Consider the following 26,541-nt stretch of genomic DNA (forward strand, 5'->3'; position numbering starts at 1 on the left):
ATGACCTGTATTTGAGTGAATCAAAGCGCGTAGTGAGCAGACCATTGCTCAAGAATGGGCTTGTAGGGTTTGATAAATTGCTCTTCCGTAAATTTCCCCTGCTCAATCGCTAACTGGCTACGCTCTTCGCGATCGTAAACAATCTTGGTTAATGAATAGTCCTGGTTATTCAGGCTTGGCTGATAGCATTGCCCCGCCGCCGAGTTGGCATTGTAAATTTCAGGCCGATAGATTTTTTGGAAGGTCTCCATCGTGCTGATGGTGCCGATCAGCTCCAGATCGGTGTAATCGCTCAGCAAATCCCCGGGGAAATAAAACGCCAGGGGCGCGACGCTATTTTTCGGCATGAAATAGCGCACCTGCAGGCCCATTTTTTTAAAATACCGGTCGGTCAGCGAAGCGCCGTCTTGCCGATACTCGTCGCCCAACACCGGATGTTGATTGCCCGTCCGATGATAGGTGTCTTTGCTGGACACGCTGAGGCAGATCACCGGCGGTTTGCTGAAATTCTCATGGTATTCGTTTGAATTGACGAAGTGCTTAAAGATATTGCCGTGCAAATCGCCGAAATCATTCGGGATAGTGAATTCCGCCGTGTTTTTATTGTGCGCCGGCAGCAAGACGCTAAAGTCATAATCGCGCACGTAAGACGAGAAATTGTTCCCGACGATGCCCTCAATTCGCTTTTGCGTTTTTTTATCGATGATGTTGGTTTTCAGGATTTCGATCACCGGGAAGCTGGCGCCCTGATCTTCAACGCGCATCTCCACCGAAATGATGTCAAGCTCAACCGAATAGCGGTCGGCCTTGGGGTTATCCCAATGCGCCAACGAATTGAAGCGATTGTTAATCATCACCAGCGTGTTGCGCAGGTTCTCCCGGCGGTTTTCCCCTCTGGCCAAATTGGCGAAGTTGGTGGTGATACGCGTACTTTCAGAAGGGTTATAGTCTTCATCGAAAGAACTGCTCTTAATCGTAAAGGCAAAGTCTCTATTCATCGTCTTATAGCATCCTGTTATATGATATGAAGGCTGGATTTATCCATTTCTTTCAATGGGTTGTTTTTCTCTTTTTTTATTCAGCCGATTTCATATTGTCTGTCGTTAATGAGGTCTATTTTTGCCAGAGTCCCGGTGGGAGTGAAAGAGACTTAATTTCATTACCACATGAGCGCTATTCATGATCTGGCGTTCGGGCCGGTTGGCCGCCGTCGCCCTGCGGCGCAAACCGCCAACGTACCGGGCCGGCAACCTGGTGCAGCCTGAAAAATTACGGGTATAATCCCCCCATGATCCCACGGCTTCAGACACGAACATGACAAAACTCACCTTACAAGAGCAGATGCTCAAAGCGGGCTTGGTAACCAGCAAGAAAATGGCCAAAGTCCAAAGAACGGCTAAAAAATCACGCGTTCAGGCCCGCGAGGCCAGAGAGGCGGTGGAAGAGAATAAAAAGGCGCAGCTTGAGCGCGATAAGCAGCTGAGCGAGCAGCAAAAGCAGGCCGCGCTGTCCAAAGAGTACAAGGCGCAGGTGAAACAGCTGATCGAAATGAACCGCATCGTTCTGGCGAAAGGCGATATCGGTTTCAACTTCACCGACGGTAACCTGATCAAGAAAATCCTGGTGGATAAGGCGACGCAAACCCAGCTGATCAATGGCCGCCTCGCCATTGCACGCCTGGTGGTCGAGAACCGGGAAGAGTGTGAATACGCGATTATCCCCGCGAGCGTCGCCGATAAAATCGCGCAGCGTGATGCGGCCAGCATTGTGCTGCACAGCGCGCTGAGTCAGGAAGAACAGGATGAAGACGATCCGTACGCCGACTTTAAAGTGCCCGACGATTTGATGTGGTAAGCCGCGTTCAGAACGGCGCGGCGTGACGAGCGGCGATCCGCTCCCCGCTAATGGGGTGCACAAAGTCCAGCTCGCTGGCGTGCAGCATCAGCCGCGGCGTCTGTTCGGTACCTGGCAGCCGTCGCCCGCCATACAGATCGCAGCCTAAAATAGGGTGGCCCAACTGCCGGCTGTGAATACGCAGCTGGTGGGTGCGCCCGGTCTCCGGGATGAGCTGCACCCGCGTCAGCGGCAGCGAGATCCCGTCCTCCGCTTCACGATAAAAACGCTCGACGACCCGATAGCGGGAGCGGGCGGGCTTGCCGTGGAGGGCGCAAATCGACATCAGCGGGAACAGCGCCGGATCTTTGGCGATCGCCGCGTCTATTACCCCTTCGTTATCCGCCAGATGGCCGCACAGCAGCGCGCTGTACACTTTGCCGACGGTGCGCTCGCTGAACTGCCGGCAGAGTGCGGCGTTGACGGCCTTGTTGCGGGCCACCACCATCAAGCCGGACGTGCCGAAATCCAGGCGGTGCACCAGGGTGCAGCCGGGGAAGGTCTGTACCAGCCGATGGTGTACCGAATCGAGATTCTGCGGATTCTTGCCCGACAGGCTGAGCAGCCCGGCCGGCTTATTGATCAGCACCAGATGATCGTCCTGATAGAGGATCTCTATTTGGTCATGGCATGGTGGGGCGATAAAGGTATCGGTGACAGTAGACATCGGGCGGCCGGCTGGAAGGTGGGTGCGGATGATAGCGAATTTTTCGCCGATGGGCGAATGCGGTTATCGTTATCACTGCGCCTCATGCCCGCTGGCACCCGATGCGGCAAAGCATCGGGCGCAACGGTTATGGCCCCGGCGCTCTACTGCCCGTAGTAGGCGTTTTGGCCGTGTTTGCGCAGGTAGTGTTTGTCCAGCAGTTCGCGCTGCATGCTGTGGATGCCCGGCGTCAGCTGGCGTGAGAAAATGCCCATGTAGGCAATTTCTTCCAGCACCACCGCATTATGCACCGCATTGTGGGCGTCTTTGCCCCAGGCGAAGGGGCCGTGGGCGTTGACCAGTACCGCTGGGATAGCGTTGGGATTGATATCGCGCCGGCGGAAGGTTTCGATAATCACCTTGCCGGTTTCCAGTTCGTAATCGTGCTCAATTTCATCCTGGGTCATCAGGCGCGTGCAGGGGATGGCGCCATAAAAATAGTCGGCGTGGGTGGTTCCCCAGGCGGGGATGTCCAGCCCGGCCTGCGCCCAGATGGTGGCGTGGCGGGAATGGGTGTGGACGATGCCGCCGATATCGGCAAATTCGCGGTACAGCGCCAGATGGGTGGCGGTGTCCGACGACGGTTTCTTTGCCCCTTCGACGGTGCGGCCGCTGGCCAGATCGACCACCACCATATCCTCCGCCGTCATATGCTCGTATTCAACGCCGGAAGGCTTGATCACCACCAGGCCGCGTTCGCGATCCACCGCGCTGACGTTGCCCCAGGTAAAGGTCACCAGCTTATGGCGCGGCAGATCGAGATTGGCCTCCAGCACCTGTTGTTTTAACTGAGTCAGCATGTCATGCCCCCTTGTTGCATTTTCTGTTCGATCCAGCGGCGGGCCTGAACGATCTCGGCCACCGGCTCCTCGGCTTTTTCTGTCCACATCTCAATCAGGAATGCGCCGCGGTAATTGAGGCGCTGTAGCGTGCGAAACACCTCGACGAAGTCGACGCAGCCTTCGCCAAACGGCACGTCACGGAATTGCCCCGGCGAAGCGGCGGTGACCGGGTAGGTGTCTTTCAGGTGAATGGCGGCGATGCGATCGATGCCCAGCTCCAGCTCGCGCGGCACGTCGTTGCCCCAGGCGCTGAGGTTGCCAACGTCTGGATACACCGTGAACCACGGCGAGGCCAGCAGGGCGTCCCAGGCTTTCCATTTACCGATCGAGTTCATAAAGGCGGTATCCATAATTTCCACCGCCAGCATCACCTGGGCGGCGGCGGCACGTTCTACCGCCCACTGCATGCCTTCGCTAAAGCGCGCCAGCGTCCCCTCGTCCTGCTCTTCGTAATACACGTCGTAGCCGGCCAGCTGGATGGTGCGGATACCGACGTCTTGGGCCAGCTTAATGGCCTGTTCCATCACGTCGAAGGCGCGCTGGCGCAGCGCCGGATCGTGGCTGCCAAACGGAAAGCGCCGGTGGCCGGAGAGGCACATCGACGGGATGCGGATGCCGGTTTCCAGCATGGCGTCCACCAGCGCCAGGCGCTGCGCTTTGCTCCAGCTCAGGCGCGCCAGGCGTTCATCGCTTTCGTCCACCGACATTTCGACGAAGTCGAAGCCGCAGGCCTTGACCAGCGCCAGGCGTTCGGGCCAGCTCAGGTGTTTCGGCAGCGCTTTCTCGTAAATCCCCAACGGGTGCTGACGCATATCATGATCTCCAGATGTCATCGATGGCGGTGCGGAACTGCCTGGCGGCCGCCGGCGGATCCCCGGCTTCGGCCAGCGCGCGGCCGGCGATAAAGGCGGTGACGGCGATCTCTTTAAACAGCGGCAGGTCGGCGGGCGTAATGCCGCCGGTCACCGACAGTTCGATGCCCAGATCGGACAGCGCCTTCATCCGATCCAGATCCTGCCGGCCCCAGGTTTGCCCGCTGGCCTGCGCGTCGCGGCCGCGGTGATAGATCGCCTGGCGAATGCCGAGGCCGCGCCATTGCCGTGCATCCTCCAATGTCCAGCGGCCGAACAGTTCGATCTGGATTTCACCGCCGTGACGCTCGGCGACCTCCCGCGCGCTGGCCATGGTGGCCAACGGCGCGGCGCAGATCACCGTCATCCAGTCCGCGCCCTGGCCGAAAGCCTGCTCGGCCAGCGTCGCGCCGGCGTCGGCCACCTTGAGATCGGCCACCAGCGTGTGCTGCGGGCAGCGCTCGCGCAGCGCGCTAACCGCCTGAATGCCGGCGCTGATGCACAAAATGGTACCGGCCTCGATGATGTCCACATGGGGGCTGAGGGTCTCGGCGGTGCGCAGCGCCGTATCCAAACGGGTTTGATCGAGCGCCAACTGCAGGCGCGGTTTCGTGCTCATGGAGCCTCCTTGTTGGCGGGCTGCAGATTTTGCAATGCAGCAATCAGTGCCTGATAACGTTGGTGTTTGTTGTCGTAAGCTTCAGCGGCGGCCGCATCTGGCAGCAGCCGCTCGATACGCGGCGCCAGCCGGTGCTGGGCGGCGGTGAAATCGTTGAAGGCGCCGCTGCCGACCATGGCCGCCATCGCCGCGCCCAGACAGCCGGTTTCTTCCACCTGCGGCAGCTCTACCGGCAGGCCGCTGACGTCGGCGAACATTTGCATCCAGGGGAGGGATTTGGCGGGGCCGCCGGTCACGCGCAGCGCCTGCGTCTCAGGGAAACGCCGGCGCATGCGGTTAAGGTGCGTCATGTGGCAGAACACCACGCCCTCGTAGATCGCCTGCACCAGGTGCTCGCGCTGGTGGAAGGCCTGCAGGCCGTAGAAGCTGGCGCTCAGCCCCAGGCCGGCGTTGGATCCATACAGGAAAGGGGCGAACAGCAGATCGCCGGCGGCTTTCGGCAGGGCGGCGACCCAGCGGTTAAGCTGGCCGTAGTCCTGCAGCCCCCATTGGCGACAGAACCATTCCAGGTTGGCGGCGGACGTGGGGCTGGCTTCATGCACGATGTATTGGCCGCTTTCGGCGTGGCGGCCATAGACAAAGGGATGATCGAAACCCTCGACGATGGCGTCGGTGATGCCGCTGGTGACTGACCAGGTTCCCATCACCGCATTGAGCCGGGTTTCGTCCTGCAGGCCGGCGCACAGCGCGGTGGACACCACGTCGAACAGCCCACCGACCACCGGGGTGCCGGTTTGCAGGCCGGTGATGGCCGCGGCGTTTGCCGCGACGCGCCCGGCGATATCGGCCGAACCGACAATCGTCGGCAGGGCGGGCATGATGTCGCCGATACCCAGCAGCTGCGCCAGCGCCGGGTCATAGTGTCCGCTGCGCATCTGATACAGGTTGGATTCGGAGATATTGGTTTCTTCGCAGGCCAGCTCGCCGGTCAGGCAATAGCGCAGGTAGTCGTGCGCCATCAGCACGCTGCCGATGCGGGCGTAACGTTCCGGCTGATGCCGCTTCAGCCAGCGCAGCAGCGAGACCGGGTGCCCGGTCCACAGCGTTTGGCGCGTTTGCGGATACAGCGCCTGCGGCACGCCCTGTCGCTGCCATTCCTGCACCAGCGCCAGCGCGCGCTGATCGGAAGAGAGCATGGCGTTGCCCAGCGGCTGCCCCTGCTTATCCAGCAGAAATGCGCCCTTGCCCTGCGCCGAGATGCCGATGGCCTGGATGGCGCCGGCGGCGACGCCGCTGGCGGACAGCACTTCACGGATCACGTCGGCGGCGGTGCGCCACAGCGATGCCATATCGCGCTCGGCCCAGCCGGGCTGCGGCGCGACGATCGCCAGATTGCGCCGCGCAACGCCGTGTTCATGGCCCCGGCGGTCGTATAATCCCGCCTTGATGAAGGTGCCGCCGCAGTCGAGCCCCAGCCAATATTCCATCATTCGTTCCTCGTGCCGTGGTCGCATTTATTGGGCAGCATCAACGCCAGCACGGAGGCGAACGCCAACGAGGCCGCCAGGCTGTAGACGCCGACATCCTTACTGAACAGGCTGATCAGGACGCCGACCATATACGGGCCGCAAAAGCCGCCGAGGTTGCCCAGCGCATTGATCACGCCGCGCGCGCCGCCGGCCACTTCGGCGTTGAACAATTTGGGCGGGATGGTCCAGAACACCCCGGCTGCCGCCTGAATAAACACGCCGCAGCCGACCAGCGCAGCGTAAGACCACCAGACGTGATCCTTCAGCAGCACCGACAGCGCCATGCAGGCGGCAAAGCAGGCCAACGGCAGGGCGACGAAGACTTTGCGCTTGCCGGTGCGATCGGAGAGGGTGGAGATGATCAGCATGCCGAAGATGGCGCCGATATAGGGCAGGATAGCGAGCAGGCCCACTTGCTCCATATCGCCGTGGGTCAGCCCTTTCAAAATGGTCGGCAGCCACAGGGTGTAGCCGTAGATACCGGTCTGGTAGAAGAAATTCACCAGGATCAACTGCCACATGATCCGGTCGCCCAGCACCCGGCGCAGCGAGGCGTTGCGCACCGTTTTTCCTTTGATCAGCAGCTGTTCGTCGTGCAGGGTCTTCACCAGATATTCTTTTTCCGCCTGCGAGATCCATTTGGCCTCTTGGGGCCGGTTGCTGATGGTGAAGTACCACAGCGCCATCACCACCAGCGACAGAGCCCCCTCCACCAGGAACAGCATGCGCCAGTCCCAGGCGGTGATGATCCAACCCGACAGCGGGGCGGTGAGGATGCCGGCGATCGGTACGAACATGATGACGATGGCGTTGGCGCGGCCGCGCTCCTTATCCGGGAACCAGTTGCTGATCATGGTCAGCACCACCGGCAGCATGCCGCCTTCGGAAACGCCGAGGGCGAAGCGCAGGAACAGCAGCTGGTATTGGTTGGTGACCAGGCCGGTCAGCACCGAGATCACCGCCCAGGCCAACAGTGACCAGCCGATGAATTTCTTGCCGTTGCCGTATACCGCCAGCTTGCCGCCGGGCACCTGCAGAAACAGGTAACCGATGAAGAAAATGCCGCCGGCCAGCCCGGCCATCGAGGCGGTGATGCCGAGTTCGTCATCCATGCCGCCGGGCATGGCGAAGGCGATATTGACCCGGTCCATGTAAGAAATGATGCAGGTGATGAGGATCGGCGGCACGATCCTCAGCCAGCGGAGCTTGGGTATCGCCTGGCTTTGGCTGACGGAAACGGAGGCTGTATTCATAAGGACCTCTTTCGATGTTCGCTTTTTTGTAGGGTCGGGCGTTATTGTTTTGCTTGGTTTGAGCGCAAGGGCGCCCGCACAGGCCCCATGGACCGGTGTTGTTATCGTTACGGGTGTTGCGGCCGATCAGGCGCTAAACGACGCCAGCGGTATCTTCACCACCACCTTGCGTATCGCGCAGGGGCGCTGGTTAATGCAGGCCGGGCGATGCACGTCCTGCGGAAAAAATACCGCGAAGTTGCCGGGTTGCATCGTGAGCCAGGATTCGTCGGCCACGTCCTGATAAAACAGGATGTCGCGCTGCGCCAGCAGCTCCTGATGAACGACGTTGTCGCCGCTGTCCGCCGCTACGCCGATAAGCTCGGTGCCGCTGACCAGAAACTGCACGTCGACGTTTTGCCTATGCACTTCCGGGCGCAGCGCATCCGGTGGTTGGGTATGCAGATCCAGCACTTGCACCACGTAGCCGGTGGCGGGATCTTCATAACGCCCTGCGGGCAAGACGCTGAAATCGGTGCGTTGCAGATAGGCGACGGCGTTGGCGACCGGCGTCGGATACTGCTCGGGCGCGGTGTTGGCGATGTGGCCGAATATCATGATGATCCTCCCGTTACAGCGCCTGAATGCGCGCCCAGACTCGTTCGTCAATCGGAATGCCGTCGCGCAGGTTTTCTTCCAGAATGCGCGGGAAGTTGTGGCCCGGCAGGCGAATGGCGACGTCGGGGTTGTCCCTTTCGGCGCTGGTGACGTAGTCCATGATGCGCTGCAGTTTTTGATCGCGGCTGTCGCCGTCGATCAACCGGTCTATCTCAATCGCGATGAACACCTGCGAGACGCCGTATTCGTCGTGGTGATCTTCCGTCACTTCCGCCACCGAGGCGCCGCCGGACAGCAGGGTAGCGATCATGTCCAGCACGATCGACAGCGCCGATCCTTTCCAATACCCCATCGGCAAAATGCGCCGGTTCTCTTCGATGGTGGCCGGATCGCGTGTCAGGCGGCCGTCGTTGTCGAAGCCGCCGTCCACCGGCAGGGTTTTGCCCGCCAGCCGGTTCAGCTCCAGCGCGCCGTAGGAAAACATCGACATCGACATATCCACCATGGTGATCGGGTTGCCGGGCACGGCGACGATCAGCGGGTTGGTGCCGATACGGCACGTTTTGGCGCCCCACGGCGGCATCACGGCGATCGAGTTGGTCCAGCAAATGCCGATATAGCCTTTCTCCGCCGCCTGCCAGCCGTAACCGCCGCCGCGCATCCAGTGGTTGGCGTTGCGCAGCGCCACCAGGCCGATGCCATGATCGTCGGCTAATTGCATGGCGCGATCCATCATGCGGCGGGCGGTAAGGTTGCCGATGCCCTGGTGCGCATCCCATTGCTCGATCGCCCCCAGAGACAACAGTTTGCTGGGTTCGGCGTCCGGCACGATATCGCCGGCGTCCAACTGCTGAATAAAGCGCGGAAAGCGGTTAACGCCGTGGGAGTAAACGCCGCTGGCGGTGGTGTCGGCGAACATGCCGGCGCAGTCGTCGGCGGTGTGTTCCGCCACGCCGCGCGCCAGCAGCACGCGTTTGAATTGCTGTTTTAACTCGCTGTAACTCACTCTCATGCCGGTTCTCCGCCTGTGCGAATCGTCTGTTTTTGGTTCGCTAAATTTCAGTATGCGAAATTGCATTTCAAATAAATGCTATCCCGGCGGTTCAGGGAAGTCAAAGCAAGGGGGAGTAAAATTATTCATGAAAAACATGACGTTAAAATTGAATGGTGATTTTGTGATCGCCGCCACGTTTTGGTGGGAATGACGTGCTTCAGACGCGACAAAGCAGGGCGGATCGAAACCCACCCTGCGTCTTGCGAGGCCCCGGCTAACCGCGGGTGTTCAGCATCATGCGGTAGAGCGAGGTCGTGGCGGTGATATAGAGCTCATCGCCGTTCGGGCCGCCGAAGGTACAATTGGAGACGCGTTCCGGCACGCTGATTTTGTCGATCTGTCGCCCCTGTGGATCAAAGACCAGCACGCCGTCGGCGCAGCTGCAAAACAGATTGCCGGCCCGATCGACGCAGAAGCCGTCCGGGAAACCGGGCTCCACCGTCGCGAAACGGCGGCCGGCTTCCAGCTCGCGGCCGTTGACCGCATAGACGCGCAGCTCGCGGCGGCCCAGCGTCGGAAAATCCACAATCGACATGTCCGCAACGTACAGCCATTTTTCATCCGGTGAAAACGCCAGGCCGTTCGGGCGCTGCAGGTCGCAGGCGGCGATGGTCAGCGAACCGTCGCGCGGATCGAAGCTGTAGAGATAACAGCCGATCACTTGGCTTTCCGATTTGTAACCCTCTTCGTCGCCGATGATGCCGTAGGGCGGATCGGTGAACCATAGGGTGCCGTCGGAGCGCACCGCCACGTCGTTCGGCGAATTAAAGCGCTTGCCGTCGACGCGATCGATTAACAAGTGCACCTCGCCATTGCTTTCGGTGCGGCTAATGCCGCGCCGCCCGTGTTCGCAGCTGATCACGCGCCCCTCGCCGTCGCGCGCATTGCCGTTGGCGTAGTGAGACGGCGAGCGGTATAGGCTTAGCTCACCCCGGCGCGACCAGCGGAACATGCGATTGCCTTTCACGTCGCTGAACACCACCGCATCCTCCTGCGGCAGCCACACTGGCCCCTCGGCCCAAATCGCCGGTGAGCACAAACGCTCGAGCCGGGCGTGCGTGCGCAATGAATCGCCGTTCACTTCACGCCCCAGATTGCTTTGTAATGGCCCTGATAACCGTTTTGCGGGTCATACAGGTTATTGGCGCCGCCGTCGGCGGCGATATTGTCGCGGGTGACCAGATGCGCCGGGGTGACGTAGCCGGAAGGCGGCTGCTTGGCGAAGGCGCGGTTGAATTCGTCCAGCAGTTGCCAACCGTGCAGCTTCAAGGGTTCCGGCACCGTCGCCGACTGGCTATCGCCCGAGCGGATACGCTGGTAGGCGGAGATTGAACCGTCGCCGGCCGACACGTTGTAAGGCGCGTTCTTGCCGCCTTTGCCGGCGGTCTTCAGCGCCGGCGCCATAAAGTCGAAGTACAGATCGTTGATCGCCAGCGCATATTGGAATTTGTCGCCGTACTTCTGCAGCAGGCTGAAGGTCATCGCCGGCATGCGGTTGGCGGTATCGGCCAGCGGCGTGTCGATGAATTCCAGCAGCGTGCAGCCGCTGCATTTGGCGATCTCTTCTTTCATGACGTTGGCCTTGTCCAAGGCGATTTGGTACAGCGAGTCGGTGAAGATCAGCACGCTCGCCTTGCCGCCGGACTGCACCACCGCGTATTGCGCGGCGATGCGCGCCACTTCGTTGGAGTCCGACGTGACGTTATAGAACACGTTGTATTTGGCGATGGGGCCCGGTTCCGGCACCGCATGCCAGGCGGTCAGCACGATACCCTGCTGCACGGCCTTTTTCAGTGGGATCTTGGCGACGTTAGGGTTCCAGCCGCCGATCACGATGCCGTCCGGCTTTTGGGCGATGGCCTGATTGAGCGATGCCAGCTGATCTTTCACCGAGCCGCCGCCGTCGAGCGTTTCCAGCTTCCAGCCGGCGGCTTTCGCCGCTTCGCTCAACCCCTGTTGCACCCCTTGCACGCCGCCGTTCTTCATGTCGGAGGCGATAAAAATGATCTTCTTGTTGGCCTGCAGCTGCGGGCCGCTGGTGGGGCCGTCCCACTGGGTGGCGCTGGCGGTGGCCTTCGCGACGGCGGCGGTGGCCTGATCGAGATAGGCGTCGGCCCAGGCCGGCGATGCGGCGAGCAAGAATGTGGTGAACCCCGGTAACAGCCAAATGCGTTTCATGGTGTGCTCCTGGTTTAAGGGTGGGTCGCTGTCTGATTGTTGTTGTCAGCCGGCGTCGCCTGGCTGCGTTGTACCGCTTTCTGATTGAGCAGCCGGCGGCGTTGGGCATAGCCGGCCAGGGTGATCGACAGCAACAGCGTCGCGCCGTTGAACAGCGGCTCGACCCAGAATTCACCGCCGAACTGCTGAATGCCGGCGATGCCGATAGCCAGAATGGCGATGCCGACCACGGTGCCCCAGACATTGACGCGCCCAGGGCGAATGGTGGTGCTGCCGAGGAAGGCGCCGACCAGCGCCGGCAGCAGATAGTCCATGCCGACGCTGGCCTGGCCGACGCCCTGTTCGGCGGCGATCAACACGCCGCTGAAACCGGTGAGCACGCTGGAGGCGATGAAAGCGCCGATGGTGAAGCTGTTGACCGAGATGCCGTTCAGGCGTGCCGCCGCCGGGTTGCCGCCCACCGCATACATGCAGCGGCCGAGCGGGGTATGTTCGGTGATGAGCCACAGCACCACCGCGACGATCAGCACGTAAAACGCCACGATCGGAATGCCGGCGATCTCGGTGTGGTGCAGCGCGATAAAGGCATCCGGCAAGTCGCCGACGATCTGCCGCCCGCCGGAGTGCCACAGGGCAATGGCGTACAGCACGGTGCCGGAGCCGAGAGTGGCGACGAAGCTGTCGATATCGGCCAGCGCCACCAGAATGCCGTTCAGCAACCCGTACAGCGCCGAGATCGCCAGCACCGTCAGCACCGCCATCTGCCAGGAGAAGCCGTATTCCACCTGCAGCGTGATCGCCAGGATATGCCACAGCACAATGCCGAAACCGACGTTAAGATCGATCTTGCCCACGATCATCGGGATGGTCGCCGCCAGCGCCAACAGGGCGATTTTGGCCTTGCTCGACAGGATCGCCTGCAGCGTCAGCATCGACGCGAAAGAGGGAGTGATCAGTGAGAACAGCACGACCAGCGCGACGCACAGCAGCAGCAGGCCATAGCGGGTGAGAACCTGCATCAGCCAGGGGCCGGCGCCGTCCTGCGCCAGACTGACGCGCTGCTCCAGCGCGGTTGATTTAACGGATGTTTTAGACATGGCCTACCTCGGATTCTGACGTGATTGCGACGCTTTCCCCGGTGCTGGCAGAGGCCAGCTCCAATAAATTGGCGAATGACACCTGCTGATTTTTCAGCTCGCCGACCACTTTCCCGCGGTTGAACACCAGCGCGCGGTTGCAAATATGGGCGATCTCCTCGAAATCGTTGGAGATCACCAGCACCGCCACGCCTTCCGCCAGGGATTTATTCAGCAGGTGGTAGATTTCCGCTCGCGCGCCGACGTCCACGCCGGCGGTGGGATCTTCCAGGATCAGCAGCGGCGCCCCCAGGTGCATCCAGCGCGCCATCACCACCTTTTGCTGGTTGCCGCCGGACAGCGCGCTGATATCGATATTGACGTCCTTGGGGCGCACGTCGAACAGCTGCACTTTCCACCAACTGGCGCCGATCTCCGCTCGCCGCCCGTAGCGGGAGAGCAGCCGGTGGCCGCTGGCGCAGGGGTTGATAAACAGGTTTTCACGCACGCTCATCGACATCACCAGGCTTTCGCCGGTGCGATCGCCCGCCACCAGCGAAACGCCGCACGCCATCGCCTGCTGCGGGGAGCTCGCCTGATAGGGCCGATCGCGAAACCGAATCGCGCCGCCGTCGGCCTGGCGCAACCCGAACAGCAGCCGGCCAATCTCTTCTTGCCCGGCCCCGCGCAGGCCGGCCAGTGCCAGCATCTCGCCCGGCTGCAAATCGAAGCTCACCGGGCCGATGTCGCCTACCGTGACGCTATCGAGCTGCAGCACCGGCGGACGATGTTCCGGTAGCGGTTCGCGCTGATCGTCCGCCATCGCTTCACCGACGATGGTTTGCACCAGATCGCGCAGCGAGTAGTCGGCGGTGCGGCCGCCGGCGACATAGCGCCCGTCGCGCATTACGCAGACCCGATCGGCGATTTCGATCACTTCGTCCAGGCGGTGGGTGACATAAATCATGCCGACCTTTTTGGCGCGCAGCCGGTTGATCACGGCGAACAGATGGCGCACGTCGTTGGCGGGCAGGGAGGCGGTCGGTTCATCCAGCACCAGCAGCTCGGCGTTGACCGCCACCGCGCGGGCGATCGCCAGCAGCGATTTTTCGGTGCGCGACAGTTCGAAGACGCGCGCATCGGGATCGAGCGCGATACCGACGTCTTGCAGCGCCTGCGCCGCCCGGCGGCGAATGGCGCGCCAGTCGATCAACCCAAAGCGGCGGGGAAACCCCATCACCAGCGCCATGTTCTCCGCCACCGTCATCCATTCAATCAGGCCGAGATCCTGATGAATAAAGGCGATCGGCTGGCGGCTGGCGCTTTTTATCGCGGCGGCGGAGGCGATGCTTGCGCCCTGAAAACGAATATCGCCGCCGTCGCGCGGGTAGACGCCCGCCAGCACTTTGATCAGCGTCGATTTGCCGGCGCCGTTTTCGCCCAGTAGCGCCAGAACCTCGCCCGGCATCACCTGCAGGCTGACGTCGTTGACCGCCACGTTGCCGCCAAATCGCTTGACGATGTGGCTGAGGGTAAGGATGGGTTGTGCCGCATTATCGATAGTCATGTGATGCGCCCCTGGTGTTGTGCCCATGCGACGATGCCGGGCAAATCAGCTAAACCGCTGGTGAGTATCTGGTCTTTAAATTTCAATATACGAAATTCAATTTCAAAAATAATATGACGTTCGTTGCGCTAAATCAAAGGCGATTAGGTTTTAATTGTTTTTATTAAACAATGGGTTATTTTTTGCTTTGCGGAAGTGTGACCGATGGCTCACTTCAATGCGGGGGAAATATTGCGGATTTTTGGCCCGCTGCGGACAATGAAACGGCGTTCCGTCTTCACGTGATGCAGGCCTTGGGGTAACATGCCCGGCAAAGAGCCTGCTGACTTCGCCGCAGCGCCGGTTGGCGGTTCGACACTGGAGAGATTTTCGCTATGAGCCTGAAAGCCGTCGACGAGAAAGATGACAAGAAAGACAAACCGCTGGGCAGCCAAAGCCTGTTCCGCGGTTTGCAGTTGATTGAGATCCTGAGCAATTTCCCCAATGGATGCCCACTGGCGCATCTGTCCGAGCTGGCCGGCATGAACAAGAGCACGGTGCACCGCTTGCTGCAGGGGTTACACACCAGCGGCTATGTGACCCAGGCGCCGTCGCCGGGCAGCTACCGCCTGACCACCAAGTTCATTTCCATCGGCCAGAAGGCGCTGTCGTCACTCAATATCATTCACGTGGCCGCGCCGCATTTGGAACAGCTGAACCTGGAAGTGGGGGAGACGGTCAACTTCTCCAGCCGCGAAGACGACCACGTCATCCTGATCTACAAGCTGGAGCCGACCACCGGCATGATGCGCACCCGCGCCTATATCGGCCAGCATATGCCGCTGTACTGTTCGGCGATGGGTAAAATCTTCATGGCCTACGGCAACGACGATTACCCGGCCCACTACTGGCAGAGCCATCAGCAGGAGATTCAGACGCTGACGCGCAATACCATCACCGAGCTGCCGAAAATGTATGAGGAACTGGCCGATATTCGCCAGCGCGGTATGGCGATGGATCGCGAAGAAAACGAGCTGGGGGTCTCCTGCGTGGCGGCGCCGGTATTCGATATTCAACAGCGCGTGCCCTATGCGGTGTCTGTTTCTCTGCCGACCGCCAAGCTGCAGCAAATCGGCGTCAAAAGCCTGATTAAACCGGTGCTGGCCACTGCGCAACGCATCTCGCAGGAGCTGGGGTTCGTCACACCGATTTAAGTATTAGCATCTCTGATACTGGATTAGAAACATCAATTTCACCTAATGATCGCTTCCTCGTATGATGCGCGTGTTGACCGACACGCGCCCTCGTCCGGCGCCTTTTATCATTCGAGGAATCTCCCATGTTAGCCGTCTTCCTGCAGGGTTTTGCCCTGAGCGCCGCCATGATCTTGCCGCTGGGCCCGCAGAACGTATTCGTGATGAATCAGGGCATTCGCCGCCAGTATCATTTGATGATCGCCTCGCTGTGCGCGTTGAGCGATATCGTGCTGATCTGCGCCGGTATTTTCGGCGGCAGCGCGTTGCTGACCCGCTCGCCGCTGCTGCTGGCGCTGGTCACCTGGGGCGGGGTGGCGTTTCTGCTGTGGTACGGCTGGGGCGCGTTCCGTTCCGCCTTCAGCCCGCAACCGGCGCAGGCCGCGGCGCAGGAGCTGGCGCAGAGCCGCTGGCGCCTCGTGGTCACCATGCTGGCGGTTACCTGGCTGAACCCGCACGTTTATCTGGATACCTTTGTGGTGCTCGGCAGCCTGGGCGGGCAGCTGACGGCGGACGTGCGCTCCTGGTTCGCGCTCGGCGCGGTCAGCGCGTCGGCGGTGTGGTTCTTCGGGCTGGCGCTGCTGGCCTCCTGGCTGGCGCCGTGGCTGAACACCCAGCGGGCGCAGCGCATCATCAACGCGCTGGTCGGGCTGGTGATGTGGGGCATCGCGCTGCAGCTGGCCTGGCAGGGGGCAAATTTATAAGAATTTGCCACTAATCCGAATTCAAAACGCCGCGCGATATGCTACGTTTGATGCCAGGAATCCGGCGGTTCTCACAGGGAAAAGCCGGCGATCAGAGACAGCCTGTCATTAAGGAGACACTGTGAAGCTAAAAGCATTGGCTATGGCCGCAATGGTCGGATTAGGGACGTTACCGATGGCGCTGCAGGCGGCTGAAGTGCCTGAAGGGCCGCACGTCGTCACCTCCGGCACCGCCAGCGTGGACGCCACGCCGGATATCGCCACCCTGGCGATCGAAGTGAGCGTTTCCTCCAAAGACGCCGCCCAGGCGAAGAAGCAGGTAGACGAGCGCGTAGCGCAGTACTTTGATTTCCTGCAGAAAAATAACATCGAGAAGAAAGACATCAGCGCCGCCAACCTGCGCACCCAGCCGGAGTACGACTACCTGAAAACCGGCGAGTCGGTGCTGAAGGGCTACCGGGCGGTGCGTCAGGTGCAGGTAACCCTGCGTCAGTTGGACAAGCTGAACGAGCTGCTGGACGGCGCGCTGAAATCCGGCCTGAACGAGATCCGCGCGGTGGAGCTGGGCGTCGCCAAGCCGGACGTGTATCGCGAGCAGGCGCGGCAAAAAGCGATCGAGAACGCGACTCAGCAGGCCGAATCCCTGGCCAAAGGCTTCCACGCCAAGCTGGGGCCGGTGTACAGCATTCGCTACCGGGTCGCCAACTACCAACCGATGCCGGTGGCGCGGATGTATAAGGCGGCGGGTGCGGCGGCGGAAAGCGACGCGGCGCAAACCTATGAGCAGCAAAGCATTCACTTCGACGATCAGGTGGATGTGGTGTTCGAGCTGCAGCGCAACGCCGCGCAGTAAGGTGTTCGTGTTGAAGAAAAGGTTCGCCGCGGCGAACCTTTTTTCGTTTTAATCCTGGCGCAGCACCTGGTGGCCGTGTTCCAGCAGCGCGTCGGTCACTTTGCGCATCATGCGGCTTTCCGGCGCGAAGCGGTGCCAGTACAGCATGCGGCGCTGATACAGGCCCGGCGTCAGATCGATCAGCTCACCGGATGCCAGCTCCTTTTCGATCTGCAGATGCGGGATCATACAGCAGGTGGTGCCCTGACGCGCCAGCTGCACGAAGGCTTCCGACGAGTTCACGATATGGCAGGGCACGCTGCCCGGCGACAGATCGAAGTTCTGCTGCAGGAATGCCTGGTGCATGTCGTCGAGATGGTCGAAGGCCACCGCCGGCGCTTTCAGCAGCGCGGAGCGGGTGACGCCGCTCGGGAAATAGCGCTCGGCGAAGGCGCTGGAGGCCACGAACAGGTAATCCAGCGCCCCCAACCGATCCACCAGGCAGCTCGGCAGCGGCTGCGGCTGAATACTTACCGCGCCCACCACCTCACCGCGGCGCAGCCGCTCCTGGGTGCGGGTTTCATCTTCCACCTGCAGATTCAGGCGAATGGGGGAATCCGCCAGCACCGGCTTCAGCGCCGGCAGCAGCCAGGTTGCCAGACTGTCGGCGTTGACCGCCAGCGACAGCAGCAGCGGCGTATCGACGCCGGTGTCGTTGCCCAGCCACTCTTCTTCCAGCAATTCCACCTGATGCAGCAGCGCCAGCAGCTTTTGCCCTTGTTCGGTCGGGCGCGGCGGCACGGTACGGACCAGCAGCGGTTGGCCGAACAGGTTTTCCAACTGTTTGATGCGTTGGGATACCGCCGATTGCGTGATGCAGAGTTTTTGAGCGGCGCGCTCGAAGCCGCGCTCACGGATCACCGCGTCCAGCGCTTGCAGCGTACGATAGTCTGGGCGTTTCATCGGAAAGATATCCCTTAAATTAGAATGATACCGGCACTATGCCACATTTTGCGCGCGGCGCAGGTGGAAAAATCACGCCCCCGTCTCGCCGCTAAGCGGCTAAAAATGCGGGCTGCGGCAAATAAGTGTGATCCTGCCGGCGTGAAAAACAGCGTTTTACCCTATAATACGCACACGTTTTCGTACAGAGGCAAGGGACATATTATGACGCAGGATGAACTGAAAAAAGCGGTGGGCTGGGCAGCGCTGGAATACGTGACGCCGGGCACCATCGTCGGGGTCGGCACCGGTTCTACCGCCGCCCACTTTATTGACGCGCTGGGCTCCATCAAGCACCAGATCGAAGGCGCGGTATCGAGCTCCGACGCCTCCACCGCCAAGCTGAAAAGCCTCGGCATCCATGTGTTCGACAGCAATGAAGTGGACTCGCTCGATATTTATGTAGACGGCGCGGACGAAATCAACGGCCATATGCAGATGATCAAAGGCGGTGGCGCGGCGCTGACGCGCGAGAAGATCATCGCCGCCATCGCCAAGAAATTTATCTGCATCGTCGACGCCAGCAAGCAAGTGGACGTGCTGGGCAAGTTCCCGCTGCCGGTGGAAGTGATCCCGATGGCTCGCTCTTACGTGGCGCGTGAGCTGGTGAAACTCGGCGGCCTGCCGGAGTATCGCCAAAACGTGGTGACCGACAACGGCAACGTGATCCTCGATGTGCATAACTTGAGCATCACCGACGCCATCGCGCTGGAGAACAAGATCAACGGCATCGCCGGCGTGGTGACCGTGGGGCTGTTCGCCAACCGCGGCGCGGACGTGGCGCTGGTCGGCACCCCGGAAGGCGTGAAAGTGGTCAAATAAACCTCCGCCGTTTGTGGCCCGGTAGTGCCGGGCCGCATAATTCTTCGGTTAAAATATCTTTTCTGAAAAACGGCAAATTTGGTGACTTATGTCACATTGTGAAAACTGACTCCCCAAAGCTTCTGCCGAAAACTTTCCCTATGGCATTTTCTGCCGTAAACCGCCATCAACGCTGCGCCTTGTCCTGCCGGGCAGGCAATCGTTTGTATTGCCGCCCGCGTTATTTTTGTTATGTTGGATGGGAGCTGTGTCGTCACAGCCGCTTCTGAAGTCTGAACATAGGGTCGGGTAAATGGCAAAAGTATCATTGGAGAAAGACAGGATTAAATTCCTGTTGGTGGAAGGGGTTCATCAGAGCACGGTCGATAATTTACGTGCCGCCGGTTATACCAACATCGAATACCACAAGGGTGCGTTAGACACCGAATCGCTGAAGGCATCCATCCGCGATGCGCACTTCGTCGGCATCCGATCGCGTACGCATCTGACCGAAGAGGTGTTCGCCGCCGCAGAAAAACTGGTGGCGGTGGGCTGCTTCTGCATCGGCACCAACCAGGTTGATCTGAAAGCGGCGACCAAGCGCGGTATTCCGGTCTTCAACGCCCCGTTCTCCAATACCCGATCCGTGGCCGAAATGGTGCTGGGCGAGCTGCTGTTGATGCTGCGCGGCATTCCGGCCGCCAACGCCAAGGCGCACCGCGGCGTGTGGCACAAACTGGCCGTGGGCTCCTACGAGGCGCGCGGCAAAAAGCTGGGCATCATCGGCTACGGCCACATCGGCACCCAGCTGGGCATTCTGGCCGAAGGGCTGGGCATGAAGGTGTTCTTCTACGACATCGAGAACAAGCTGCCGTTAGGTAACGCGCAGCAGGTGCGCCATCTGTCCGATCTGCTCAATATGAGCGACGTGGTGACGCTGCACGTGCCGGAAACGCTGGCCACCAAGAACATGATGGGGGCGGAAGAGCTGGCGCTGATGAAACCGGGCGCCATTCTGATCAACGCCTCGCGCGGCACCGTGGTGGATATTCCCGCGTTGTGCGACGCGCTGGCCAGCAATCACCTGGCGGGCGCGGCGATCGACGTCTTCCCGGAAGAGCCGGCGACCAACAGCGATCCGTTCAACTCGCCGCTGTGTGAGTTCGACAACGTGCTGCTGACGCCGCACATCGGCGGTTCTACGCAGGAAGCGCAGGAGAATATCGGCGACGAAGTGGCCGGCAAGCTGGCGAAATACTCCGACAACGGATCGACTCTGTCTGCCGTCAACTTCCCGGAAGTGTCGCTGCCGGCGCATGGCCCGAACGCCAGCCGCCTGCTGCACATCCACGAAAACCGCCCGGGCGTGCTGACGCAGATTAACCAGATCTTCGCCGAAGAGGGGGTTAACATCGCCGCACAGTATCTGCAAACCGGGCCGGAAATCGGCTACGTGGTGATCGACATCGAAGCGGAAACCGCACGCGCCGACGCCGCGCTGCAGCGCATGAAGGCCATCGACGGCACCATTCGCGCCCGTCTGCTGTTCTGATTCGGCGGCTCGCCGCAACGAAAAAGGCCGGAGCGATCCGGCCTTTTGCTATTTGGGCTCGTGCCACGCCCAGCTGCAGAGCGGGGTGAGGATTTCCGGCAGCGGGATATCCCAGTGCTCGGTCGGCAGGTGCTCCACCTGCTGGCAATCATGGGCCAGGCCGATAGGATAGGGGCCGCCGCTGCGCCAGTTTTGCAGGGTGCGATCGTAAAAGCCGCCGCCCATGCCCAGACGCTGCCCGGTATGATCGAACGCCACCAGCGGCGTCAGCACGACGTCCAGCTCGCCCAGCGGCAGCACCTGGCGCACATCGAGGCGCGGTTCGAGAATATTGAAGCGATTGCGCACCAGCGGCGTTTCCGGCGCATAGCGCAGGAACAGCAGGTGGCCAGGGCTGAACGGGTGCAGCACCGGCAGGTAAACCCGTTTGCCGAGCGTCCACAGTTGCTCGATCAGCGGCCCGGTGTCGAGTTCACCGTCAAACGACAGGAATACCGCGATGCTGTGCGCCGCCTTAATGTGCGTATGCGCGACGAGGCGCTCGGCTATCTTGTCTGCGGCAAAGCGTTGCTGGCCCGGCGTAAGCTCGCGCCGACGTTGGCGTATGAGTTGACGAATGGCTTGGCGCTGCTGCGCGAATTGGGGTTGAAAAGGCATCGTATCAGGCTTGCTCAGTGTGGCGTTCAGCACACATAAACCGCTGAGAAGGGGAATCTCCGAGATGCCGTCGCAGGCTGTAACCCTTGAACCCATGGTTCAAGGTGAACATGCCGTCGCAATCTTAAGGCTTCTCGGCGCACCGAGCGTGCTCACCGATCGCGGAGCAACACATTCTGTTTGTACTAAATATCGGCTCAGGGGACTGGCCCGCTGGCGAACATCTCAGAGAAATTTTGTACTCGTTGCCGAAACTGTGATTTCAACAACTTAAGTTATTCGAATTGTGCATCCTGACGTTCAGAGATGCGACCTTGTTCAAGCAACGCTTGTTCAATGGTCTGCTGCAGCATCCGTATGCGTTGTTCCATATTGGACGCATAGTCACGGGTTTTCAACCGTTCTTGAGCAAGTTCGTGACAGACGTTCAATGCCGCGATGAAAACCAGTTGCTCAGTATTGGAGACTCTAGTGCGAACTTTAAGATCTTGCAACCGTTGGTTAAGATCGTCCGCCGCCATATTCAACGCATCTTGTTGTTCTGGCGGGCAATTGACTCTTAACGAGCGGCCAAAAATTTGAATATCTACCGGTTGTGCAGACATGCCACCTTCCTGCCTAAATTTCGCGCCAGCCTTGTCCGCCCTGGCCGGGCCGTCAAAGCGGGCGCCACTATATATACCTCGGTACCAAGATACAACCCCTTTTTCAGTACCTGGTTGTAATCTACTGTGGCGCACATTGCCAGTCAAAAAAGGGTTTCAAAATGCGTATTTACCGCACTTTCGTCACCCGCCGGCGCAGTGTGAAACCTGCCACATCGCGATTATAACTAGCCACTGAGGTGTCGCGCTTATCTGGTATAGCGACGGACCTTGGTGGTAGCATAACACGAACTTATCCTGCCAACGATGACGAATGCGCATGTCTATACAGAATACATTTCCAAGTTACCAATCTTTGACCGTGGCCCTCAACCAGCAGTCGGTGGCGCTGACCGCGGCAGAAATGCACGGCCTGATCAGCGGCCTGCTGTGCGGCGGCAGCCGTGATGCCGGCTGGCAGGCGCTGGTGCACGATCTGACCAACGAAGGCGTCGCCTTCCCGCAGGCGCTCAGCCAACCGCTGCAACAGCTGTATGAAGTGACACGCGAAACGCTGGAAGACGACGAATTCCTGTTCCAACTGATGTTGCCGGAAGGGGAAGCCGTCAGCGTGTTCGATCGCGCCGACGCGCTGGCCGGTTGGGTCAACCACTTCCTGCTCGGGCTGGGCATGATGCAGCCCAAGCTGGCCCAGGTGAAAGACGAAGTCGGTGAAGCGATCGACGATCTGCGCAACATCGCGCAGCTGGGCTACGACGAAGACGAAGATCAGGAAGAATTGGAGCAGTCGCTGGAAGAAGTGGCGGAGTATGTGCGGGTTGCCGCCATCATGTGCTACGGCGAATTCACCCGTCACAAGCCAACGGCGCCGGAAAACATCAAACCGACGTTGCACTAAACGTCCTATCGGCCCTCCGCCGGCGATGCGGATGGCATGATTTCAGGAGAAGGTAATGACTCAGCAGGAATTCAACAACCGCCGTCAGGCGCTGTTGGCGAAAATGGCGCCGGCCAGCGCGGCGGTTATTTTCTCTGCGCCGGAAACGACGCGCAGTGCAGATTCAGACTATCCCTATCGGCAGAACAGCGACTTTTGGTACCTGACCGGCTTCAATGAGCCGGAAGCGGTGCTGGTGCTGATCAAAAGCGACGAAACGCACAACCACAGCGTGCTGTTCAACCGGGTGCGCGATCTGACGGCGGAAATCTGGTTTGGCCGCCGCCTGGGGCAAGACGCCGCGCCGGCGAAGCTGGGCGTGGATCGCGCGCTGCCGTTCGATGAAATCAATGACCAGCTGCACCTGCTGCTCAACGGCCTGGACGTGGTCTACCACGCGCAGGGCGAATACGCCTATGCCGATCAGATCCTGTTCGGCGCGTTGGACAAGCTGCGCAAGGGGTTCCGCCAGAATCTGCAGGCGCCGGCCACCGTGACCGACTGGCGGCCGTGGCTGCATGACATGCGCCTGTTCAAATCGCCGGAAGAGCTGGCGGTGATGCGTCGCGCCGGTGAGATCAGCGCGCTGGCGCACACCCGCGCGATGGAAAAATGCCGCCCGGGCATGTTCGAATACCAGCTGGAAGCGGAAATTCACCATGAATTCACCCGCCTCGGCGCCCGCTACCCGTCTTACAACACCATCGTCGGCAGCGGCGAAAACGGCTGTATCCTGCACTACACCGAGAACGAGAGCCAGATGCGCGACGGCGATCTGGTGCTGATCGACGCCGGTTGTGAGTACCAGGGGTATGCCGGCGACATCACCCGCACCTTCCCGGTCAACGGCAAGTTCAGCAAGCCGCAGCGCGCGGTGTACGACATCGTGCTGGCGTCGCTGCAGCGCGCTTTGGAACTGTTTAAACCCGGCACCAGCATCCGCGAAGTCAACGACGAAGTGGTGCGCATCATGGTGGTCGGGCTGGTGGAACTGGGCGTATTGAAAGGTGAAGTCGATCAGTTGATCGCCGAGCAGGCGCACCGGCAGTTCTTCATGCACGGGCTGAGCCACTGGCTGGGCCTCGACGTGCACGACGTCGGCCACTACGGCACGCCGAGCCGCGATCGGCTGCTGGAGCCGGGCATGGTGCTGACCGTGGAACCGGGGCTGTACATTGCGCCGGATGCGGACGTGCCGGCGGAATACCGCGGCATCGGCATCCGCATCGAGGACGACATCGTGATCACCGCCGACGGCAATGAAAATCTGACCGCTACCGTGGTGAAAGACGCCGATGCCATCGAAGCGTTGATGGCGGCGGCAAGGTCATAAAATGAGCGTAATTATCGTTGGTGGCGGTATGGCGGGCGCGACGCTGGCGCTGGCTATCTCGTCGCTTACTCAGGGAAGAATGGCGGTGGATCTGGTCGAGGCGACTCGGCCGGATGACCGCAGCCATCCGGGCTTTGACGCCCGCGCCATCGCACTGGCGCAGGGCACTTGCCAACAGCTGGCGCGCATCGGCGTTTGGCCGGCGCTGCGCGACTGCGTTACGCCGATCGCTCAGGTGCACGTCAGCGATCGCGGCCACGCCGGTTTCGTGAATCTGCAGGCGCAGGATTATCAGGTCGATGCGCTTGGCCAGGTGATCGAACTGCATGACGCCGGGCAGCGGCTGTTTGCGCTGCTGGCGAAGGCGCCGGGCGTTACGCTGCACTGCCCCGCGCGGGTGGTGGACGTGATTCGCACCGCCGAGCGGGCGGAAGTACAACTGGATACCGGTTTGCGCCTGCGCGGGCAACTGCTGGTAGCGGCCGACGGTTCGCGTTCGGCGCTGGCGCAGGCCTGCAACGTGCAGTGGCGGCAGGAGGACTATCCGCAGTTCGCCACCATCGCCAACGTCACCACGGCGGAAGATCCGCAGGGGCGCGCCTTCGAGCGTTTTACCCGCTACGGGCCGCTGGCGCTGCTGCCGATGTCGCAGGGGCGCAGTTCTTTGGTGTGGTGCCATGCGCGCGAAGATCGCGCCCGGGTGGATGCCTGGGACGACGAGCGTTTTATCGCCGAGCTGCAACAGGCCTTCGGCTGGCGGCTGGGGCGCATCCTCAAGGCCGGTAAACGGCACAGCTATCCGCTCAGCCTGCTGACCGCCGATCGCCATGTCAGCCATCGTCTGGCGCTGGTGGGCAACGCGGCGCAGACGCTGCATCCGATCGCCGGGCAGGGGTTCAACCTCGGTCTGCGCGACGTGATGTCGCTGGCGGAAACGCTGGCAGAAGCGGTGAACAGCGGCGAAGACGCCGGTGGTTATGCGCTGCTTAGCCGCTATCAGCAGCGGCGGCAAAACGATCAGCAGGCGACGATCGGCGTGACCGACGGATTGATCCGCCTGTTCGCCAACCGGTATGCCCCGCTGGTGGTCGGCCGCAACCTGGGGCTGATGGCGATGGAGCGTTTGCCGGCGGTGCGCGACGCCTTCGCCAAGCGTACGCTGGGCTGGGTGGAACGTTAGACACAGAATCGGGCGCCCTGTGGCGCGCCCAAAACGCGGCGCGGCAAGGCGTCGCGCGTTATTTAAGGAAATCGAGCAGCATGCAATCATTTGACGTGATTATCGCCGGTGGCGGTATGGTGGGGCTGGCGTTGGCCTGCGGCCTGCAGGGCAGCGGGCTGCGCGTGGCGGTGCTGGAGCAGCGCCAGCCGGATATGGCGCCGCCGTCGGAGCAGCCTGCGCTGCGGGTCTCCGCCATCAATGCCGCCAGCGAGCGTTTGCTGCAGCACATCGGCGTGTGGGACGACATTCTCCAGCTGCGCGCCAGCGCCTACAACGCGATGGAAGTGTGGGATCGCGACAGCTTCGGCAAAATCGCCTTCCGCGGCGACGAGTGCGGCTTCAGCCATCTTGGCCACATCATCGAAAACTCGGTGATCCAGCAGGCGCTGTGGAAACGCGCCGAAAGCCTGTCGGACATCACGCTGATTACCCCGGCCGCGCTCAAGCAGGTGGCGTGGGGCGAGAACGACGCTTTCGTCACGCTGGAGGATGGCCGCATGCTGACCGCCCGCCTGGTGATCGGCGCCGACGGCGCCCAGTCGTGGCTGCGCCAGCACGCCGACATTCCGCTTACCTTCTGGGATTACCGCCACCATGCGCTGGTCGCCACCATTCGCACCGAAGAGCCGCATCAGGCGACGGCGCGGCAAATTTTCCACGGCGACGGCATTCTGGCGTTCCTGCCGTTCAACGATCCGCATTTGAGCTCCATCGTCTGGTCGGTGACGCCGGAAGACGCCGAGCGGCTCAAGCAGCTGGAACCGGCGCAGTTCAACCGCGAACTGGCGATGGCCTTCGACATGCGCCTGGGGGCTTGCAGCCTGGAAAGCGAACGGCTGGCGTTCCCGTTGACCGGCCGCTATGCGCGCAGTTTCGCCGCGCACCGCCTGGCGCTGGTGGGCGATGCGGCGCATACCGTGCATCCGTTGGCCGGGCAGGGCGTGAATCTGGGCTTTATGGACGCCGCCGAGCTGATTTCCGAACTGCGCCGCCTGCAGCGGCAGGGCAAGGATATCGGCCAGCACCTCTATCTGCGCCGCTATGAGCGCCGCCGCAAACATGGCGCGGCGGTAATGCTGGCCAGCATGCAGGGGTTCCGCGAACTGTTCGACGGCAACCACCCGGCCAAAAAGCTGCTGCGCGACGTGGGCCTGCGGCTGGCGGATAGCCTGCCGGGCGTCAAGCCGAAGCTGGTGCGTCAGGCGATGGGCCTGAACGATCTGCCCGAGTGGCTTGCTTGACATCCTGCCTTCTGCGAGCCCTCCGCGGGCTCGCGCTTCTCGCCTTATGCCATCGTCTTTCCTTATATAACCCTTCATTTGAAATAATCTAATTTCAGCCGCTTTTTATCATTACTTTTTCTAATTCCATGTTCGGTTATCAAAAGTCGGAATCTCATGTACGGCCGCCGGTTTGTTATATAACTTCGGAGTTTTGCCGCTTTAATTGTTAATTTTGTGCCTTAAAGCGCATTTTTCCAGTGAAAAACTCTGCACACT

26 protein-coding genes and 1 other RNA gene are annotated in these 26,541 nt (G+C 60.9%); 10 read left to right on the forward strand and 17 right to left on the reverse strand.

Annotation, left to right across the window (positions count from 1 at the left end; all coding sequences use genetic code 11):
• Positions 1-20 precede the first annotated feature (20 nt).
• A complete protein-coding gene (locus ACJ8IN_RS04585) occupies positions 21-998 on the reverse strand; it encodes a DUF1852 domain-containing protein (protein WP_033635868.1) in 978 nt (325 codons plus the stop codon).
• A 316-nt stretch (positions 999-1,314) separates the two neighbouring features.
• Here ACJ8IN_RS04585 and ACJ8IN_RS04590 point away from each other — a divergent pair, with 316 nt between their 5' ends.
• Positions 1,315-1,854, forward strand: coding sequence for a DUF2058 domain-containing protein (locus ACJ8IN_RS04590; RefSeq protein ID WP_025160208.1), 540 nt, complete (start codon positions 1,315-1,317; stop codon positions 1,852-1,854).
• A 7-nt stretch (positions 1,855-1,861) separates the two neighbouring features.
• Here the strand turns inward: ACJ8IN_RS04590 and ACJ8IN_RS04595 are convergent, their stop codons facing one another.
• The 12 genes from ACJ8IN_RS04595 to ACJ8IN_RS04650 all read right to left on the reverse strand — a co-directional run bounded on the left by ACJ8IN_RS04595 (position 1,862) and on the right by ACJ8IN_RS04650 (position 14,165).
• Positions 1,862-2,560 carry an RluA family pseudouridine synthase gene (locus ACJ8IN_RS04595; RefSeq protein ID WP_060424084.1) on the reverse strand — a complete coding sequence of 233 codons (699 nt, stop codon included), beginning with the start codon at positions 2,558-2,560 and terminating at the stop codon, positions 1,862-1,864.
• Between the two features lie 143 nt (positions 2,561-2,703).
• Complete coding sequence (araD, locus tag ACJ8IN_RS04600; protein WP_033649413.1) at positions 2,704-3,399, reverse strand: L-ribulose-5-phosphate 4-epimerase; 696 nt, start codon at positions 3,397-3,399, stop codon at positions 2,704-2,706.
• Positions 3,393-4,253: an L-ribulose-5-phosphate 3-epimerase gene (locus tag ACJ8IN_RS04605; protein ID WP_060424082.1), complete on the reverse strand. Its 861-nt coding sequence runs from the start codon at positions 4,251-4,253 to the stop codon at positions 3,393-3,395. Before ACJ8IN_RS04605 ends, araD begins: the two co-directional genes overlap by 7 nt.
• A gap of 1 nt (position 4,254) precedes the next feature.
• Positions 4,255-4,911: a 3-keto-L-gulonate-6-phosphate decarboxylase UlaD gene (gene ulaD / locus ACJ8IN_RS04610; protein WP_033649415.1), complete on the reverse strand. Its 657-nt coding sequence runs from the start codon at positions 4,909-4,911 to the stop codon at positions 4,255-4,257.
• Positions 4,908-6,398 carry an FGGY-family carbohydrate kinase gene (locus tag ACJ8IN_RS04615; protein WP_060424080.1) on the reverse strand — a complete coding sequence of 497 codons (1,491 nt, stop codon included), beginning with the start codon at positions 6,396-6,398 and terminating at the stop codon, positions 4,908-4,910. The genes ulaD and ACJ8IN_RS04615 overlap by 4 nt, the downstream gene beginning before the upstream one ends.
• The gene (locus tag ACJ8IN_RS04620) at positions 6,398-7,693 is read right to left on the reverse strand and encodes an MFS transporter (protein WP_308326021.1); all 1,296 of its coding nucleotides are present in this window, start codon (positions 7,691-7,693) and stop codon (positions 6,398-6,400) included. Before ACJ8IN_RS04620 ends, ACJ8IN_RS04615 begins: the two co-directional genes overlap by 1 nt.
• A gap of 126 nt (positions 7,694-7,819) precedes the next feature.
• A complete protein-coding gene (locus tag ACJ8IN_RS04625; RefSeq protein ID WP_060424075.1) occupies positions 7,820-8,290 on the reverse strand; it encodes a YhcH/YjgK/YiaL family protein in 471 nt (156 codons plus the stop codon).
• Between the two features lie 13 nt (positions 8,291-8,303).
• Positions 8,304-9,302: a 3-dehydro-L-gulonate 2-dehydrogenase gene (yiaK, locus tag ACJ8IN_RS04630; protein ID WP_060424073.1), complete on the reverse strand. Its 999-nt coding sequence runs from the start codon at positions 9,300-9,302 to the stop codon at positions 8,304-8,306.
• 256 nt (positions 9,303-9,558) lie between these two features.
• Positions 9,559-10,425, reverse strand: coding sequence for an SMP-30/gluconolactonase/LRE family protein (locus tag ACJ8IN_RS04635; RefSeq protein ID WP_308326020.1), 867 nt, complete (start codon positions 10,423-10,425; stop codon positions 9,559-9,561).
• On the reverse strand, positions 10,422-11,522 hold the full coding sequence (locus ACJ8IN_RS04640; RefSeq protein ID WP_308326019.1) for an ABC transporter substrate-binding protein: 1,101 nt from the start codon (positions 11,520-11,522) through the stop codon (positions 10,422-10,424). Before ACJ8IN_RS04640 ends, ACJ8IN_RS04635 begins: the two co-directional genes overlap by 4 nt.
• A 14-nt stretch (positions 11,523-11,536) precedes the next feature.
• Positions 11,537-12,619 (reverse strand): ABC transporter permease, encoded by a 1,083-nt coding sequence (locus ACJ8IN_RS04645; protein WP_308326018.1) that lies wholly within the window; start codon positions 12,617-12,619, stop codon positions 11,537-11,539.
• Positions 12,612-14,165, reverse strand: a complete 1,554-nt coding sequence (locus tag ACJ8IN_RS04650) for a sugar ABC transporter ATP-binding protein (protein WP_060427166.1) — start codon at positions 14,163-14,165, stop codon at positions 12,612-12,614. Before ACJ8IN_RS04650 ends, ACJ8IN_RS04645 begins: the two co-directional genes overlap by 8 nt.
• 374 nt (positions 14,166-14,539) lie before the next feature.
• On the opposite strand from ACJ8IN_RS04650, the gene ACJ8IN_RS04655 reads away from it, so the two are divergent.
• From ACJ8IN_RS04655 to ACJ8IN_RS04665, 3 genes are all read left to right on the forward strand, one after another.
• Entirely contained in the window at positions 14,540-15,358 is an 819-nt protein-coding gene (locus ACJ8IN_RS04655) for an IclR family transcriptional regulator (RefSeq protein WP_033649427.1), read from the forward strand.
• Between the two features lie 125 nt (positions 15,359-15,483).
• A complete protein-coding gene (gene argO / locus ACJ8IN_RS04660; protein WP_025304159.1) occupies positions 15,484-16,101 on the forward strand; it encodes an arginine exporter ArgO in 618 nt (205 codons plus the stop codon).
• Positions 16,102-16,222: 121 nt separating this feature from the next.
• Entirely contained in the window at positions 16,223-16,954 is a 732-nt protein-coding gene (locus ACJ8IN_RS04665; RefSeq protein WP_025160209.1) for an oxidative stress defense protein, read from the forward strand.
• A gap of 48 nt (positions 16,955-17,002) precedes the next feature.
• On the opposite strand, the gene ACJ8IN_RS04670 is transcribed toward ACJ8IN_RS04665, so the two are convergent.
• On the reverse strand, positions 17,003-17,896 hold the full coding sequence (locus ACJ8IN_RS04670) for a LysR family transcriptional regulator ArgP (RefSeq protein ID WP_033635863.1): 894 nt from the start codon (positions 17,894-17,896) through the stop codon (positions 17,003-17,005).
• 204 nt (positions 17,897-18,100) lie between these two features.
• Here ACJ8IN_RS04670 and rpiA point away from each other — a divergent pair, with 204 nt between their 5' ends.
• Both rpiA and serA read left to right on the forward strand, forming a co-directional pair.
• On the forward strand, positions 18,101-18,757 hold the full coding sequence (gene rpiA / locus ACJ8IN_RS04675; RefSeq protein ID WP_025304157.1) for a ribose-5-phosphate isomerase RpiA: 657 nt from the start codon (positions 18,101-18,103) through the stop codon (positions 18,755-18,757).
• A gap of 292 nt (positions 18,758-19,049) precedes the next feature.
• Positions 19,050-20,288 carry a phosphoglycerate dehydrogenase gene (gene serA, locus ACJ8IN_RS04680; protein ID WP_025304156.1) on the forward strand — a complete coding sequence of 413 codons (1,239 nt, stop codon included), beginning with the start codon at positions 19,050-19,052 and terminating at the stop codon, positions 20,286-20,288.
• A 48-nt stretch (positions 20,289-20,336) separates the two neighbouring features.
• Here the strand turns inward: serA and ACJ8IN_RS04685 are convergent, their stop codons facing one another.
• The 3 genes from ACJ8IN_RS04685 to zapA all read right to left on the reverse strand — a co-directional run bounded on the left by ACJ8IN_RS04685 (position 20,337) and on the right by zapA (position 21,550).
• A complete protein-coding gene (locus tag ACJ8IN_RS04685) occupies positions 20,337-20,945 on the reverse strand; it encodes a 5-formyltetrahydrofolate cyclo-ligase (RefSeq protein ID WP_039567918.1) in 609 nt (202 codons plus the stop codon).
• 52 nt (positions 20,946-20,997) lie between these two features.
• A non-coding RNA gene (ssrS, locus tag ACJ8IN_RS04690) (6S RNA) lies at positions 20,998-21,180 on the reverse strand.
• A gap of 40 nt (positions 21,181-21,220) precedes the next feature.
• A complete protein-coding gene (zapA, locus tag ACJ8IN_RS04695) occupies positions 21,221-21,550 on the reverse strand; it encodes a cell division protein ZapA (RefSeq protein WP_004931621.1) in 330 nt (109 codons plus the stop codon).
• Between the two features lie 319 nt (positions 21,551-21,869).
• Between zapA and ACJ8IN_RS04700 the strand changes: the two genes are divergently transcribed.
• From ACJ8IN_RS04700 to ubiI, 4 genes are all read left to right on the forward strand, one after another.
• Positions 21,870-22,448 carry a YecA/YgfB family protein gene (locus ACJ8IN_RS04700; protein ID WP_033635861.1) on the forward strand — a complete coding sequence of 193 codons (579 nt, stop codon included), beginning with the start codon at positions 21,870-21,872 and terminating at the stop codon, positions 22,446-22,448.
• 55 nt (positions 22,449-22,503) lie between these two features.
• Positions 22,504-23,820, forward strand: a complete 1,317-nt coding sequence (gene pepP, locus ACJ8IN_RS04705; RefSeq protein ID WP_041036580.1) for a Xaa-Pro aminopeptidase — start codon at positions 22,504-22,506, stop codon at positions 23,818-23,820.
• A 1-nt stretch (position 23,821) separates the two neighbouring features.
• A complete protein-coding gene (ubiH, locus tag ACJ8IN_RS04710; protein ID WP_308326017.1) occupies positions 23,822-25,000 on the forward strand; it encodes a 2-octaprenyl-6-methoxyphenyl hydroxylase in 1,179 nt (392 codons plus the stop codon).
• Positions 25,001-25,080: 80 nt separating this feature from the next.
• Complete coding sequence (ubiI, locus tag ACJ8IN_RS04715) at positions 25,081-26,283, forward strand: FAD-dependent 2-octaprenylphenol hydroxylase (RefSeq protein WP_060428903.1); 1,203 nt, start codon at positions 25,081-25,083, stop codon at positions 26,281-26,283.
• Positions 26,284-26,541 lie beyond the last annotated feature (258 nt).

Source organism: Serratia sp. CY31944 (assembly GCF_052169175.1).
GTDB classification, from domain to species: Bacteria; Pseudomonadota; Gammaproteobacteria; order Enterobacterales; family Enterobacteriaceae; genus Serratia; species Serratia sarumanii.